Annotated in this window: 10 protein-coding genes; 8 read left to right on the top strand and 2 right to left on the bottom strand. The window is 52.7% G+C overall.

Features of this window, described 5'->3' with window-relative positions; translation table 11 throughout:
• The first annotated feature begins 355 nt into the window (after window positions 1-355).
• The 3 genes from D7M11_RS37565 to D7M11_RS30580 all read left to right on the top strand — a co-directional run bounded on the left by D7M11_RS37565 (window position 356) and on the right by D7M11_RS30580 (window position 4,618).
• Window positions 356-799, top strand: coding sequence for an IS110 family transposase (locus D7M11_RS37565; RefSeq protein WP_240041377.1), 444 nt, complete (start codon window positions 356-358; stop codon window positions 797-799).
• A 316-nt stretch (window positions 800-1,115) separates the two neighbouring features.
• Entirely contained in the window at window positions 1,116-1,586 is a 471-nt protein-coding gene (locus D7M11_RS37570; protein WP_240041378.1) for a transposase, read from the top strand.
• Window positions 1,587-2,047: 461 nt separating this feature from the next.
• Entirely contained in the window at window positions 2,048-4,618 is a 2,571-nt protein-coding gene (locus D7M11_RS30580) for a hypothetical protein (protein WP_120751080.1), read from the top strand.
• Window positions 4,619-4,939: 321 nt separating this feature from the next.
• Here the strand turns inward: D7M11_RS30580 and D7M11_RS30585 are convergent, their stop codons facing one another.
• Together D7M11_RS30585 and D7M11_RS30590 are read right to left on the bottom strand one after the other, a co-directional pair.
• Window positions 4,940-5,269 carry a hypothetical protein gene (locus tag D7M11_RS30585; RefSeq protein ID WP_120751081.1) on the bottom strand — a complete coding sequence of 110 codons (330 nt, stop codon included), beginning with the start codon at window positions 5,267-5,269 and terminating at the stop codon, window positions 4,940-4,942.
• A 52-nt stretch (window positions 5,270-5,321) separates the two neighbouring features.
• Window positions 5,322-7,268: an alpha/beta hydrolase family protein gene (locus D7M11_RS30590; protein ID WP_120751082.1), complete on the bottom strand. Its 1,947-nt coding sequence runs from the start codon at window positions 7,266-7,268 to the stop codon at window positions 5,322-5,324.
• A gap of 251 nt (window positions 7,269-7,519) precedes the next feature.
• On the opposite strand from D7M11_RS30590, the gene D7M11_RS30595 reads away from it, so the two are divergent.
• The 5 genes from D7M11_RS30595 (at window position 7,520) to D7M11_RS30615 (ending at window position 16,754) form a co-directional block, all read left to right on the top strand.
• Complete coding sequence (locus tag D7M11_RS30595; protein ID WP_158606925.1) at window positions 7,520-10,447, top strand: TIM-barrel domain-containing protein; 2,928 nt, start codon at window positions 7,520-7,522, stop codon at window positions 10,445-10,447.
• Between the two features lie 368 nt (window positions 10,448-10,815).
• A complete protein-coding gene (locus D7M11_RS30600) occupies window positions 10,816-12,381 on the top strand; it encodes an FAD-dependent oxidoreductase (RefSeq protein WP_120751084.1) in 1,566 nt (521 codons plus the stop codon).
• A gap of 32 nt (window positions 12,382-12,413) precedes the next feature.
• Entirely contained in the window at window positions 12,414-13,742 is a 1,329-nt protein-coding gene (locus D7M11_RS30605) for an ABC transporter substrate-binding protein (protein WP_120751085.1), read from the top strand.
• A gap of 69 nt (window positions 13,743-13,811) precedes the next feature.
• Complete coding sequence (locus tag D7M11_RS30610) at window positions 13,812-15,740, top strand: hypothetical protein (protein ID WP_120751086.1); 1,929 nt, start codon at window positions 13,812-13,814, stop codon at window positions 15,738-15,740.
• 132 nt (window positions 15,741-15,872) lie between these two features.
• The gene (locus D7M11_RS30615; RefSeq protein ID WP_120751087.1) at window positions 15,873-16,754 is read left to right on the top strand and encodes a helix-turn-helix domain-containing protein; all 882 of its coding nucleotides are present in this window, start codon (window positions 15,873-15,875) and stop codon (window positions 16,752-16,754) included.
• Window positions 16,755-16,811 lie beyond the last annotated feature (57 nt).

Raw genomic sequence — 16,811 nt, forward strand, 5'->3', positions numbered from 1 at the left:
TGCATGGTTGCTCGACACTTCCATGATATCAAACAAAGAGGGTGTTTTTTTGTCAATCAATAGAAAAAGAGGCTTTGGCTCTTAGAACCACAAGGGATTCGACCTATTTTGTTGCTGCGAAAGTTGAGTTACTTTATAAAGTGAAAATTGTGGAAGAGGACCAAAGGCAACATCCTTCACTAGTATTAAATCCTGTAGAAATAATTCGCACCATTAAGTCTGAAGCTGTTAATAACGTACAAGGAGCCATTCCTGTAATGAAGTAATTTGAGCTTTGAACGAAAAAAGCACCTCTTGTATACTGGGAAACGTTCCGTCCAAAGAACAAATCCCACATACGAAAGAGGCACTCAACATGAAGTATAAACTTAAGCAGAAACAGAATCAACGAATTACACGAATTTCCGATACAACGTTGGTTGTAGTCGCAGACATTGCGAAGAAGATTCATGTGGCTCGGGGTGTCGATTTTGGCGGGATTGAACTTGGAAAAGACTGCACCTTCCACAATGACTCGAACGGACTGACGAAGCTCACAGCTTGGATGAAGGAGCTTCAACAAGTTCACGCCAAGACGGAAGTCGTTTTGGCATCGAACCTACCGGACACTACTGGTTTAGCCGTGTACCTGAAGGAGCAGGGCATCAAGACTGTCATTGTTAACCCGCACCACGTCAACAAAAGCAAAGAACTGGAAGACAACTCGCAGACGAAGAGCGACTACAAAGACGCGAAAGTCATCGCCGATCTCATTCGCAACGGAAAGTACTCCGAACCCAATCTACCGACAAAAGAGTAAGCGGATCTTCGGATCCTGATGAATCTCCGTGAGAAGATGTCGGCAAGCTTAACACAAGTGAAAGGCCGCATCATCAATTGGTTTGACCGGTTCTTCCCGGAATACATCAGCGTTTTAAAGCTATGGGAAGGTAAAGCTTCACTGCTGACGCTTAGGGAGTTTCCACTGCCCGCCGAGATTGTGGCGAAGAGCACCAAAGGCGTCCTGGAGCGTTGGAAGACAGAGGTGAAACGCGGAGTAGGTATACGGCGACCGGAGATGCTCGTTGCCAAGCTGCTACTAGATCGGTCTTACAGAGGGTGTAGTAGCAGCTCGAGTGGAATTGACCGCCTTGTTGCAGCAATACGATCTGTTTAGTGAGCAGCTCGAAACGATCATGGCAAAGGTGCTTGAGATTCTGGAGTGCATTCCCGGAGCTGCGCAGATGTTGTCGGTACCGGGCGTCGGAGTCGTAACGGTTGCAGGGTTTCTGGCTCAAGCGGGAGATATCCACAACTACGACCATGGACAGCAGATCATTCGTTTGGCCGATCTCAACTTGAAGGAGAACAGCTCCGGCAAGCACAAGGGCAAGACGGGAATAAGCGAGCGTGGGCGCTCGCTTATTCGAACTCTGTTGTTTCGAGCCGTGATGTCGATGGTGGCCAAGAACCATGCGTTCAAGGCACTGCATCATGACTATACGACAAGAAGTCAGAACCTGCTAAAGAAGAAGCAGTCCATCATTGCGTTATGTGGAAAACTAGTCCGAATTCTCTTCACGTTAGGAACAAAGCAGAAGGAATAAGATGCAAATGATGTAATGGGGCCGGTTCGTCAGGTTCAGGTACAAGAGGCAGCTTAACAAACAAAGCAAGAACTGTAGACTCATTCCTCGATCATCAGCTAAGACAACGGAAGCACTGAAGCAGCCGAGGGACTACATTCCATAAGGGCAACGACCCCGTAAAGGGGCAAGAATCGGCATCCACCCCTTGAGAGGTAGAACGAAGGAAAGTGAGGGCATCGACCCAGCGGACATGGAAGGGGAAACCCCAAGGGTGAATGTGGATATCCAACTGTGCGAACATACTTAATATCCACAGTTTCAGAATTTGACATCGAAGCTTTGTTCTCGCCTACGCTCTGATGAAAATCGGTAGTATAGACTACATTCTCGACTACCACCGCTCAAGATGTTATTGTTGAAATTCTGAGATTCAGTGAGAAAACAGGAGAAAACATTACTTTATAGTGGGAGTGATACTAATGAATATTGTATTGGAAGAAGTAGACAAGGTCACAACGGAACTCGTTGATGCTCCTGTAAGAATCACCAGGGCACTATGTTTAGGGCCGCTTACAAATTCTTCTGAAAATGATTTGCTTAATAAAGATCTAGAAAATATTTTTAAAAAAGCAACATTATGTTTAAGTGAAAAAAAACCTTTAGAGTTTCATGGGAACAACTATGAATGTTGTTTACTTGAGAGTATTGATCCCAAGAATTCTGAATTAGATTTGTCAAAGTATTACAACTTAAAAGAAGATGAGCGATTATTTCTAATTGCTAACTTGAAAAGTAAGAACAAAAGGGAGGTGTTATTCAGGGTATATGGAATTATAGGAAAAATATGGGTAAATAACTCTCTTGTATATAACAATTCTGGCTCATTTCAAATGATGCTAGAGAAAGGGAATAACACTATTATTGTTGAGTTAACAAAGGTTATTGAATCCAGATCGATTAGAATTTGTGACTTAAAATCTATAAAAGATCCATTAGAGGAATACGTTAATGATTTTATAAACAATACTATTTCTAGTAAAGTTCATGTTATACAAGATAACTGCAATAAAATTACATCGACTAGTCATCAGTTTATGATCTTGCCTAAAGATTTTCTTGGTATTCAAAATAGTACTCCACTTAAAATCATAGTAAGAAATGATGATGGTAGTATTCTTGATGAATTTGAATCGATAATAAATCATAAGATCGAATATGATTTTAGTAAAATAAAACATAGAACGTCAAATATGTTGAAGTTTGAAATTTGCTATACCGATATACATAAGATTTGTCAAAGAATAGTGAATTATATCCTTATAAATTCCCTTTCCAATCTAATTAAAAAGTTAGAGCAGCAGTATTTACACTTGAAAACCACTTATACAATGAATCATGAGAATCAAGCAAATATTGACGGTCTGCTTGCAGAAATAAAAAAAGTAAAAGACTCTGAAACTGGAGTTATATTAAGTACTCGACTAAAAATTGTTTTTGAAAGCATATCTATGTTATACAATACATTCGATTACGTAGAACAAGGGCTAAAGTATTCCGATCTCGTCTCTAGAAAAAGATTCTCAGATGGATTCTTCTATTCAAAAATTGATAATACTTTAGAAAAATATTCTGTATTTCTTCCAGAAGATTATTCTACCAACAAAAGCTATCCTTTAGTCATTTTAATTCCACCAGGTAGATACGATAATCTTGCAACTTATTTTGAGGGAGAAATAGCTGAAGATGTTATTATTACAACTTTTTCCGGTAGAGGTGTTACAACCGGAAGCTATATCGGCGAAGTTTCATTATTAGAAGGATTACATACTATTAAAAAAAACTTCAACATTGATGAAGAAAGAGTGTATCTTTATGGCTATTCTAACGGCGCATATGCAGCATGGGCGTTAGCACAAGCACATCCTTATTTATTTGCGGGGATTGTAACTTTATCGGGATCCCCTTATCAACACAATTTAGGGAATTTGTCAAATCTCTTTATATTAAACATCTGTGGTGATCAAGATTATCTAATTAATTCTGCCTACCATATACCCTCATCGACATTATCAACGCAAACCTATACTGGGGTAATGGAAAGAATATCAAATCACTGGGATGTTTCTCAATTTCTTAATAATACAAAACTGATTAAGTGGTTATTACGGCATAGGAAAGAAAGGTATCCGAGAAAGATATATTATAGGACAGAGAGAAACAGACATAGTAAGGCTTATTGGGTTGAGATTATCGAAATTGAAGAACGACAAACTTATGCGGAGATAATCGGTGAAGTTTTAGATTATTCAACGATTATTATTAATACGACCAATATCAAGCATTGTATAATATTACTTCCTGATTATGTGCGTCGATTCGATTTGAAAATCATAATCAATAATGAAGTATACTTTCTGAAACAGGTTGATGTAGATGAACTTCATTTTATAAAGAAAGGATCAATATTTGAATTACAATATCAAAGTTCTAACGATATAACCCCAAGCACCTGGGGATTGGGGTTGTTAGATATCTATATGGATAGTGTGAAAATTGTTGTTCCAATAAATTATTTTTCAGATGAAGAAAAATCAATAATCTATAAGGTTGCTCAGAACTTTGCTCATCCGAAAACTGCAGGTTGGGATCCGAATATTTATGTCGATTATCCTGTCGTTACTTCTGATCAAATTAACAAAGAATCGAACCCAAGCAATATTATTTATATCAGTTCCACAAATTGCGACGATAGCTTTCTGATTCAAGTAGAGAAAGACTTACGTATAGAACTAAAGGGAAGAGGTTACAAAATCAACAACAATTATGTTGAAGGTGAATATTGTCTTCTCTTTATTCAACATAGCCCTTGGTTTAAGAATAAGAAGGCGTTATTTATTTACACAAACAATACCGCATTGTTTGAAAAAAACTTTTTTACGAGAAATGTTATTATTCCAAGTTATAGTAATGGGTTCCACTCCTATTTAAATCATGAGATTATAATATATGATCAAAAAATAAGAGCAGTTAATTTCCATGATATTCCCTAAATACAAAAAACTAAAGCAATGAACAACACAGGAATCTATGCAGTTCAAGTATTTCAATGGTAATTTGTCTTCACACCGAAATTGTCTGGAAGTATGGTGGGACATCAAGATGTATTTATAAATGAGTTATACAGGGGTAAAATTGCTTCATATATTTATGCATAACCGTGTGAATGTTGAAAATATTTTTCTATTGATTTCTGCAACAAACCGCTAATTTTGCCGCGGAACGCATCAAATTCTAATCGATTCTGGAACAACAATAACGGAGTCACGCGGGTTTGCGGGCTCCGTTTTCTAATTAATTCTGGAATATCGCACCTAGGCCATGGACGTTATACCGAACAGCTTCGACGTCGCCATACTGCCGATTCCCGGCTGTCCGGGCAGCGGAGGCAGCGCCACGATATCCCAATTGACCGCCTTGTGCTGCTCCTCCCAGACGTTGATCAGCCCGGACTGGTAGGCGAACATCGCAACCGACTGGTCTTTGACGAACATATCGAGCGTAGGGAAACCCTTGATCTGTAAAAGACGATCTCCGCAGGTGATTCCGCCGCTTCCCGCGCTGCGTCTTCCGCTCCCGCATTCGGCTGCGGGGACGCGTCTCCCCGGCCGCAGGCGGCAGTGAGCGCCGCGAACGCGAGACATATAGCGACTCCGGACCACTTTTTGGCAACCATTCGAATTCCCCCTTGTTGGATTAGACCCCTAACCTACGCCATTCTCGCAAATCCGGCAAATCGCAATGCCGCAGCAGGCCGGGCAGCACATATTCGCTGATGCCGGTGTTATCGTAATACTCCGAGCGCACCCAGGAGGCGACGGATTCCCATTCGCCCGAGATCTCCAAAGGTACGTCCTCTTCGAGCAGCGCATGGGCCCATTCCGCGTAAACGCCGAAACGCCCCTCGGCATACAAACGAACTTCCGCCGCTCCCGCGCCTTGCGGACTACGGGCGAACTCGACGGCGCGCAGCACGTCGTAGACGCGCAGGGCGGCCAGACTGTCGCCGAGCCACAGCAAATCCATATTCAGCTTGTGCAAAGTGCCGAATACGCCGCGAAGCGGCTTGCCGCTGATCGCATTCGGCTCGAGCGCTCCGCTGCCGGCAGTGTCGAGCACGAGCACGGCTTCCCCGGCTGCGGTCCGGCTGCGTATCCAGTCTTCGTGTGCCTGCAGCCGGGTCGTGCCGTCCTCCCACAGAGCGATCGTCAGCCGGCTTTGCGCGGTCTCCGGGTTCGCCGCCGCGAACAGAAACCCGTGGCCGAACAAGCCTGGCTGCGACCACCATATGCTGCTCCGCACGGTTAACCCTTGCCACGTGCCGATTTTCTGGTGACGCGGGTTCAGGTCGCAGCCGGGCCGTCCCTCGCGCACGCGGCTGCTCAGCCAGGCGACCGCCTGCGACCGCCGCACCGCTTCGGGCAAAGCTTCGCGGGCCGCTTCCAGCAGGGCCAGCCGCTGGCCGTTCGCGTCGAACACTTTCCTGGCGTCCGGATAGTCGTCAAACACCTGCCCGCTCGCCGTGCACCAAATCTCGGTTCCGGCTTCCGTCACGAGTCCGTCTGTACTCACCTGGACCGTTTCGCCGAGCAGATGGAGGGCAAAAAACGAGGCGGCTGCCCGCGCGAGCGGAAGCGTGTACATATGATGCGATTCGTCCTCGGCGAGCTGCAGCCCGCCGCCGCAGCCGTACATGTCCCAGAACCGTCTGCACCGCTGTACCGTCCTGCGCGTGCCTTCAATCGGGAAGATGTCGCCGGTGACGGCAAGCACCAGCACCGGGCGCGGGACCATGGCCAGCAGGATATCCTCATGGTCGAAGCCGAGGGCCGACATGTTCGGCCATATTTGCTCCGCGTCCTGCGCCTGGCCGGCGAACAAATACGATTCCCGGTTCATGATGAACGTGCCGGGAGCGGCGGCGACGATTCGCGGCTCGCAGATCATCGCAAGCGCCGTTTGCGTGCCTCCGCCGGAGCTGCCGGTCATGCCGATTTTGCCCGGGTCGACCTCGGGGCGGGAGCTCAAATAATCGACGGCCCGCACGATATCGTGGATGAAATAACGCGCCAGCCCGTCTCCGAGCGGCCAGCACTGCACGCCACCATGTTCGTGCTCCGCGACCCGACGCGCAAACGGCTTGTCGGACTCGTGATCGCGATAGCCGAGCCGCTCGCCCTGTCCCATCGGATCGATGGCCAGCACAACGAGCCCGGCGCGTACGAGGCATTGGCATACGTGCTGGTAGCTCGGGTACAGCTTGCCTTCCGGACCGTGGCCGCAAACGAACAGCACCGCTCCGCCCGGCGAGCTGCGGCCGTCCGGAATATACAGATGCGCCGTTACGTATACGCTTGGCATCGATTGAAAAATGATTTTCTCGATGCGGTACCCGTCCCGCTTCACGATTCCGGTCGTGACCGGATGAAGCGGCGTATCCCGGGAAGGAAGGCCGCCGATTTCGGCCAGCAGCCGCTCGCGCATCGTTTGGCGGCGCGCCTCGAGCTGCTCCGTGCTTGTTACCGCATCCCGCGCAGCATCCCCAACTGCAAACGCTTTCAAAGATTGCCCGTACACATAGTCCCTAAGCTGATCTTTTACATCATGAACACTGATTCGAAACTGCTCCCAGTTTTGCAGCATTGCGTTCGACTCCTTCGCTTGTTCTCTGTATACATGGTAGGTGAGACTCCCCCTCGGTAAGTAATCGATCTCTTTTCCGCCGCGGTAAACCAAGTATAGAAGATACGGGAATAGTTCGTATATGGTATTTCATAACGATTGCATGTACATCGATAACTGTTTCGATGCGGATTTTTCATGTGATTCGATAACATTTTTTCCTGCCGGCATGTTATGATGGGGACAACGAGAACGACGAGGAGATGGATGCGGTGGCGGATGCCCGGATTTGGCTGAAAAACGGGGGATGGCTCGCGGCGGAGGCGATCGCTTCCTCCACGTTCCGGATCCGGATGAGCGATACGGGGGGGTTCCCGGAATCGCCGCTAGTCCGTTATCAACTTGTAAACGCCGACAAACGGCCCGGAGACGAGAGCTTTTGTGTTGAATACGGCGACGCCACGGTTATACGGGCCGGACGGGCAACGCTGCAAATCGACCGCATTGACGGGCAGTTGAGCCTGAGCGGTCCGGACGGAAGGGAGCGGCTGCGCACCTGCTGCTCACCCTGGTCCGGCTCGGCGTCGGGTTTCGGAGCGCGCTTCTCGCTGCGAGCGGACGAGGCGTTGTACGGGCTGGGCAACGTCGTTCCCGAGCGGCTGAACCGGCGCGGCCTGCGCGTATCGATGCGAGCGGAGCAAAATTTGTGGGCGAGCGCCCCGATCCCTTTTCTAATGAGCTCCGAGGGATGGGCCGTTATGGTGAATACGACGTGGCAGCATACGTTTGATATCGGCGCCGCGGCCGATGACATTTTGAGTATAGAGGGGCCGGCGGGCGAGCTGGATCTGTTTCTGTTCGCCGGAGAGGGCTATGCCGAGCTGCTGGACGCGTATACGGATGTTGCAGGCAAACCGCAGCTGCTGCCGATCTGGATGTATGGACTGAACTTCTGCCCGCGGGTCAAGTCTACCGCCCGGGATGTACTCGAAGATGCCATCAAATTTCGCCGGTCCGGTACGCCCTGCGACCTGATCGGCCTGAGCGCGGATTGGATGGAGACGGTGAACGATTTTTCGACCGCCAAGCGCTGGCATCCGGAACGGTTTCCGACGAGCACGAACGATCTGCTACGCCAAGTGTCGTTTATCGGCATTTTGCACAAGCAGGGCTTCAAGTTGAGCCTGACGCTGGGCTGCGATCACGATCTGACCTTGCACGAGGAAAGGCAGGCCGCAGGAATAACGGACGGGGAGCCGGACGATCCGGAGGAGGCTTGGTACGATCATTTGCGCAAGTTTGTCGATGATGGCATAGCCGCATTTGTGCTGAGCTTGAGAAGCCCAATGTTTAATTATCCCGACCGGATCTGGGGCAACGGCATGACGAGTCCGGAGCTGCACAATCTGTATCCGGTTTTGCTCGGCAAGCAGATGTTTGCCGGTTACCGCGATCAGACGGGTAAGAGGCCGGTCATTCATATAGAAAAAGGCTATTTGGGCATGCAGCAGTTTGTCGCCAGTACGGCGGGCACGTTTTATAACGCCAAACATGCGATTGCGGCCATTTTGAATTACGGGCTGTCCGGTCATGTCAACACGTCGACGAACATGCATCTGATTACGCGCGAAGGCATTCATGCCGACTTTTTGCTCGCCTGGTCGCGAATCCACAGCCAGGATCATTTCCATCATCCGGATTTTCTGGAGCTGCCGCTGCAGGAGCTATTCCGGCGATATGCCCGGCTGCGCTATCGTCTTCTGCCCTACTTGTACGCAGCGGCGTTTGTCGCCGCCCGGACCGGTATGCCGATTACCCGCGCCATGCCTCTGATGTATCCCGACGACCGGAATTGCCGGGAATTAAGCGAGCAATATATGCTGGGGGATTCCCTGCTCGTTGCCGTTTATACCGATCAGGTTTATTTGCCGGAAGGAGGCTGGTTCGATTATTGGACAGGAGAGCGTTACAGCGGTCCGCAGCGGATTGCCTATACTGTACCTCCGGGAGCGGGCGGTCCTCTGTTCGTGCGAGCGGGGGCGATCGTTCCGATGTGGCCGCAGATGGACCATGTCGGCCAACTGCGGGTAGAGACGCTGACGCTGGACATTTACCCCGGACCGAATGGCGAGTTTGTATTATACGAGGACGACGGAGCCACTTTCGACTATTTGGACGGCCGTTTCACCCGTACGACACTGACCTGCGAAGCGAGCCTCGAGACGACGACCGTGCGTATTTCGCGGCGCGAGGGGGAGTATGCCGGCATGGTCCGCAAACGTTGCTACGAGCTGATCGTCCATATGCAGGGAAAGCCTGCGGCTGTACGGGTGGACGGGCAGCGCCGCCTTGACCAGTCAAGGAGAATCAAGGCCGACCCGTTTCGCAGCTGGCGATACGACCGGCTGGCGGATACGGTGACTCTGCATGTGGAAGAAGACGCTTCCGGAGAAGCGGAAGTGCTGGTTGAAATCGTGCATCCGCCGAAGCGAAAAAACACGGGCGCAAGGAGCCCCGGCGCGGTGACGGCCGGCGTAAGCAGCGGCACCGGCGGGGAAGAAGGCGGTACCGATGAAGCGTTCGTCGCCGCCCTCGATACGGGCGAGACGCAGAGGGCGGAGCCTGCTCTCGAAGCGTGGTGGAAGGCGAAGATGAAGGCCGGGTCATCGGGTGCGGTATGGCCGCTGCACGTGATGCAGGCCTGCCATCTGATCGTCCGGCATGCGGAGGGGAGAGGATGGACCGCCGCGGACGTATTCGGCGGATCGGCGGATCTAACGGCTGCGCTGGCGTTGCTTCAATCGCCCGAGCAAGGCTACGAGCTGCTGCAAGGACTTGTAAGGCGGTTTACGCGGCATACCGCGGAGCGGCGCCCTGCGGCGAAGCATCCGGTCATCCGCGAGCTGATCGTCCTTATCGAGCGCGAGCCGGACAAGGACTTGTCGCTGAATACGATGGCCGAGCGATTCGCTCTGCACCCGTTTCACTTGAGCCGCCTGTTCAAAAAAGAGACCGGAGGCGCCTACTCCGATTACGTCATGACGGCCCGGATGACGAAGGCCAGGAAGCTTTTGGAAGCCGGTGTCAAAGTATACGAGACCGCTTCCTGCTGCGGCTTCAAGGATGCCGGCAATTTCTCCAAGGCGTTCAGCAAATATTGGGGCGCCCCTCCGGCGAGCTTCAAGCCGAAGCGCGAATGATGAGGGACGGATGTTGTTCGTGGCGGGCAAGCATCCAGCCGGTTCGGATACGGCCGCTGGTAGCTCCCGCCCCGCTCCATCCGAATATATAACCGATCAATCCGACCTGACCATGGGGCTGAACCACGGCTGTACCGAAACGAGCATCAAATCCGAACGATACGCTCCTTCCCCTTCTCCCGTCTCCGGTACCACTCCTTTCCGGCTCCATATCTTTCACTCGCCATTTCCCTTGTCGTCCCTATTTGAAGTAAAGTCGAAAAAGCACAAAAATCCGGTCTATTATTGAATAGACCCTCTCCCCGGCCGCCATGTATAGTAGGTTTGACTCCAAAACATACATGTCGCAAACAAAACAGGGGGGACCTATGAAACAGCAATTGCACGCAGACATAGCCGTCATCGGAGGCGGCCTCGGCGGGTTTGCCGCAGCGCTGGCAGCGGCTTCAACCGGTAAAAAAGTAATTTTGACGGAGGAAACGGATTGGATCGGCGGCCAAATCACGAGCCAAGGCGTGCCGCCCGACGAGCATCGCTGGATCGAGACGGCCGGCTGCACGAGAACATACCGGCAGTTTCGGAACGGGGTAAGAAATTATTATCGCACGCATTTTCCGCTAACCGAGCAGGCGAAGGCGGCGGAAAACTTAAATCCGGGCAACGCGCTTGTGAGCAAAATCAGCCATGAGCCGCGGACGGCGCTGGCCGTAATGACAGAGATGGCCGCACCGTATGTAAACAGCGGCAGGCTCGTCATCCTGCTGCGGCATATCGCGGAGTCGGCCGATACGGAAGGCGATCTCGTCCGCTCCGTCACCGTCCGTTGTCTGGAAACGGGAGAGCGTACCGAACTTGTCGCGCCTTATGTACTGGATGCGACGGAGTGCGGGGACGTCTTGCCGCTGGCCGGAGTGGAGTACGTAACCGGAGCGGAATCGCGGGAGCAAACGGGCGAGCCGCGGGCTTTGGAAGGTGCCCCCAATCCGCAGGAAATGCAGGCGATCACGTATTGCTTCGCCATGGATTATATGGAGGGCGAAGATCATACGATCGAGAAGCCGAAAGACTACGACTTCTGGAGAAACTACAGGCCGGATTTTTGGCCGTCCCGGATGCTGGACTGGATCGGACCGCACCCGGTAACGCATGAGGCGAGGCAGTATGTTTTGTTCCCGGAGAAGGATCTGTTCCCGCTGTATAACTACCGCCGCATCGCGGACAAAACGAATTTTGTTCCCGGTACGTATGAAAGCGATATCACCATCGTCAACTGGCCGCAGAACGATTACTTCATCGGGCCGGTCATCGATGTGAGCGAAGAGGAGAAGGAGCGCCATCTGGAGGCGGCGAAGCAGCTCAGCCTGTCGCTGCTGTACTGGATGCAGACCGAAGCTCCCCGTCCGGACGGCGGAATCGGCTACCCCGGGCTCCGGCTGCGCAAAGACGTGTTCGGCACGGCCGACGGGCTGGCCAAATATCCGTACATTCGCGAGTCGAGACGGATTCGCGCCGAATTTACCGTTCTGGAGCAGCATATTACGGCCCCGTTCCATCCGGAAGGCCGCGCGGAGCAGTTCCCCGATTCCGTCGGCGTCGGCTATTACGCGATCGATCTGCATCCGAGCACAGGCAACCGCAACTACATTCACTTTTCGCCGCTGCCGTTCCAGATTCCGCTCGGCAGTCTCATCCCGGTCCGGGTGAACAACCTGCTGCCCGCGAACAAAAATATCGGCACGACCCATATTACGAACGGCTGCTACCGTCTCCATCCGGTGGAATGGAACATCGGCGAATCGGCGGGCCTGCTCGCGGTTTATTGTCTCGACAAGCAGGTGCGGCCGCGCGACGTCCGGGCGAATCCAGAGTTACTCGCGGAATTCCAGCAATTCCTCGTCCGTCAAGGCATCGAGCTGGCCTGGGAAGCTCGTTAGTGAAATCGCAAACATAGAGGGGGATTTCATCGATGAAAAAGCTATTGAAGCAAGGCTTGGTTACGCTGCCGCTGTTAGCGCTGCTTGCCGCTTGCGGCTCCCAGGGCAATACGGCGGACCCGGGCAAAGCATCCGGCGGGTCGGAAAGCGATAAAGGGAAACCGGCCGCTGCCGCCGATATCAATGAAAAATTCAAAGATCCCGTGACGGTCAACTTTTTCTACAACGGATACTCCGGATCGCTGATGGATGACTGGAAAGCGAAATTAAAAGAAAAGTACAACATCGTCCTGAATCCGTACATGAACGAAACGATCGAAAACTTGATCTCCTCAGGGGTCAAGCTCGACCTGATCGCTTATTCGGCCGGCGGGCTGTTCAAGGCGCTCGACCTGCAGCTCACCTCCGACATGTCCGATCTGATCAGCAAGTACAAGTTCGACCTGAACCGGCTCGCTCCGGGCGTGCTCGAATCCGCGCGGATGTATTCCGACAAAGGCGAAGTGCCGGTTATGCCGTATGAGCTGAACAACAACGTGCTCATCTACAACAAAAACATTTTCAATAAATTCGGCGTTGCTTATCCGAAGGACGGCATGACCTGGGATCAGATCGGCGATCTCGTCAAGAAGGTGTCCCGTACGGACAGCGGTATCAAGTATCGGGGCTACGCCTACTCGGGGCTGAACCTGATCTACAAAAACCAGATGAACCTGCCGTTTGTCGATCCGTCAACGAACAAGGCGACGGTTAATAACGATCAATGGAAGAAATGGCTAGAAACGATGGCCGGCTTCTACAAAATCGACAATAACGACCTCGTAAACGCCAAAGAGGACGACCTGTTCTTCAAGGAGCAAACGCTTGCGATGCGAGGCGGCCCAAGCCCGCTCGAGCTGCTTCCGCCGGCGATCGAGAAAGGTTTGGACTGGGACGCCGTGGCCAATCCGCGCTTTACGGGATTGGAATCGGCCGGCACCCAGATGAATGCGCCGTTCCTCGCCATTCCTCCGAGCAGCCAGCAGCGGGATGCCGCGTTTAAGGTGATTTCGTACTTCCTGTCGGATGAGATGCAGACGGAAAACGCCCGTGCCGGCCGCGTGCCGGTGCTGAAGGCGGACAGCGTCGTGAAGGAATTCGGTGCGAAGCTGCCGTTCCTGAAAGGAACGAATTACGCCAAAGCCGTGTTCGCCGATACGATCGGCAAGCCGATCCGGGTGACGAAGTATGACGGCACGGTCCGCTCGCAGCTTTCCGTCGCCATCGTTGATGTGGGTACGGGCAAGAAGGATGTCAACACCGCGCTTCGCGACGTCGAAGAAAATTCGAATAAGGCGATTGAGGCGGCACAGAAAAAGTAGCAGACGATTCCCAAGCCAGGGCGTGCTTGTAAACACGCCCTGGACAATAGAACGAACGGATGATCCAGCATGAATAACCAAAAAATCGCCGTCATCACGACGGAGCCGAGCGACTTCTCCGAGCTGCTCGCCCGGCAAAAGGGCGTAGAGGCGGTTATGATCCGCCCGGAGGAGTCGCCTTCCCTGGAACAGTACGACGCGATCGCGATACTGGGCGGCGTGTCCAAGCTGCCGCTGCTATTGCCGGCGCGGATGCGGGTCGCCGTGGAGGCACAGCTGCAAAAAGGCAAAAAAGTATTTGCCGAATATGTCGGAAGTATCGGCCACGTATACTGCGAGTCGCCGGTCAGCACACGATTCGAGCGGCTCGCGGTATGCGCGGACGGACAAATCGAGGGTTTGCATAAAGGCGATCTGATCGAAGACCAGTGCAATGTAAGGCTGAAGCCGTACAGCAGCTTTTGCTCGCATTCGCTGCCGATTTTGCAATATGTCAAAAAACATGCGCATGACCGGGTAGAGATGGATGAAGGCGTGACTGCGGCGATTTGCGACCGGGGGTTATGGTTCGACAATCCCGAGCATCTGATGATTTGCTCGTTTCGTCTCGCGAGTGCTGTCCGGGCCCGTTTTGCGCCTCGCGACTCGGCCGTTAAGCTGCTCGCTTACATCGTAGGCTGGCTGATAGACGCCGAGGCCGATATGAGCGGACTTGAATTTCCTTACACGGTCGGGTCAAGAAACCCCGATGCTCCGCTGACGGAGCAGGTGAAGGCGGCTGCGGGCAAGGCGCTCGGCTGGTTCGAGCGGTCCGGGGTTGTGTACGATGAAGGGAGAAGCGGCGCTCTGGAAGGGCCGGGGACAGAAATTTATCCGGACGGGACGCAGCGGATGGGGCGTATTCACCGGGTCGACTGCATCGGAGAAATTGCGCTGCCATACTTTTTGCACTCTATGCTTGCTTCGGATGAGCGGAGCCTTGCAGTCGCAAGCAATTTGCAGAATCTGGTGTACGAACAGTTCCAATGCAAGGAGGAAGGGCCGCTGCGCGGGATGATCCGCTGGACGGAGGAAGCGTGGGGCGTGTGCTATCAGGATGACGTAGCCCGGGCGATCATCCCGCAGCTGCTCCGCTGCCTGTATACGGGATCTCGCGAGCATCTGGACGATATCGTGGAGGCGCTGGACTTTCTGATCCGGACGACAGGCACTGACGGGACGCGCGTATACCGTACCGACAACGTAAAGCTGACGCCCGAGAAGCTGGAGCAGCTGCGGACAACGCCGGGCAATCTGATGAGCGCCCACTACAACGCCTTTTACTATGGCGCGCTGCTGCTGGCATACAAACTGACCGGCAACAAACGGTTTCGCGGCGCGGCGGTGAAAGGGCTGGAGGCGATCATGTCGGTATACCCCGAAACGAAGCGGGAGCAGAGCGAGACGCAGGAATATTGCCGCCTGATTATGCCACTGGCCTGGCTCGTATGGGTGACGGGAGAAGCGACTCACCGGGAGTGGCTGTACCGGGTTTCCGGCGATTTGCAAAAATTCAAGCATGACTGCGGAGCGTACCTCGAGTGGGACGACGGGTACCGGGCGTCGATGCGGCACGAGATCGGCAAAGGGGAAAGCTCGCTCATTGCCAAAAACGGCGATCCGGTCATCGACCTGCTGTATTCGAACAACTGGCTGCCGCTCGGCTTCATTCAGGCGTACTTCGTAACGAAGGATGCGCATTTCAAATGGTTGTGGGAACAATTGGCGGGCTTCCTCGTCTCCGCGCAAATTCACAGCGGCGACCCGATGATCGACGGCGCTTGGGCGCGCGCGTTCGACGCGGAGAAGGCGGAGGTGTTCGGCTCTCCCGCCGACGTCGGCTGGGGCCCTTGGTCGATCGAGTCCGGCTGGACGATGGCGGAAATAACGTCCGGGCTGATGATGGGGCTGCTGGAGGAACGGCTGCTCCCGTTTTATGCGGATGCGGCGGCCGGCTGATGGCTGAACAGCCCTGCTGCGATTGGCGAGCTGGGCATTTCCCGTCATATTGCAAATTCCCGACCCGTTCTTTATGATGAATGGAGGGAGAGCCGTGCGCTTTCCCTCAGCATTCGGGAAAGGGGAACTATCATGGAGCTGAACCGTTCTCTCATCAACGAACCGCCGGACTGGAACGATGCTGTTACCCGATGGCTCAAAGAATTCCCTGTTTATTTGCGTCACGATTATTTAAGCACCCACAACCATAAGCTGCATGTCCAAACCGGCATCGAACTGAATTTGACGCTCGAAGGTCAAGGTACCTATGTAGTCGACAAGCATATATGGAGGCAGTCGCCCGGGCAATTGCTCATTTTCCCCGGGAAGCTGCCCCACCAAGTTTATATCGATCCTTCTCGTATGTACACGAGAATGGTCGTCCTGATCGACGCCAGCCGGTTATCGTCGCTGCTGCCGGATGCGGATTTTTGGCTGTCGGATATTCCATGCTGTCAGGTGAAGCTCCAGCCCGATACGTATTTGTCGATCAAGCAGCTGCTTTTCGTCATGCACAAGGAAATGCAGGAGAGGAAGGTCGGCTGGCAGCAGATGATCGTGGCCGGTCTGATGACGCTGGCCGTTACGATTCGCAGGAGCATGGACCTGTCGCCGGACTCCGAATCCGGCTCCAGCCCGGCGAGACGGATGCATGGGGAAGACCCGATCGGCAGGCTGTGCGAATACATCGCCATGCATTTGAGCGAGGATTTGTCGCTGAAGCAGATGGCGGGCCTATTCCAGCTCAGCCCCGATCATCTCATCCGCACCTTCAAACGGGAAAAAGGAATGACCTACCACAAATACGTGCTCCAGCAGCGTATCTACGAGAGCAAGCGCCTGCTGTTCCAGCATCCCGATATGACGCTGACGGATATCGCGTATCAGGTCGGCTTCGCCTCCTCTTCCCAATTCAGCAAAACGTTCAAAAGCATGAACGGTCTAACGCCGAGCGAATTTCGCCATCAGCCGTAACGCCGCCGATATAGTCTTTGCAGAAACTCAAGCACTGCGCGCTGCCAGTGTTTTTTC

It is taken from the genome of Paenibacillus ginsengarvi, from assembly GCF_003626695.1.
Classification (GTDB): domain Bacteria; phylum Bacillota; class Bacilli; order Paenibacillales; family NBRC-103111; genus Paenibacillus_AB; species Paenibacillus_AB ginsengarvi.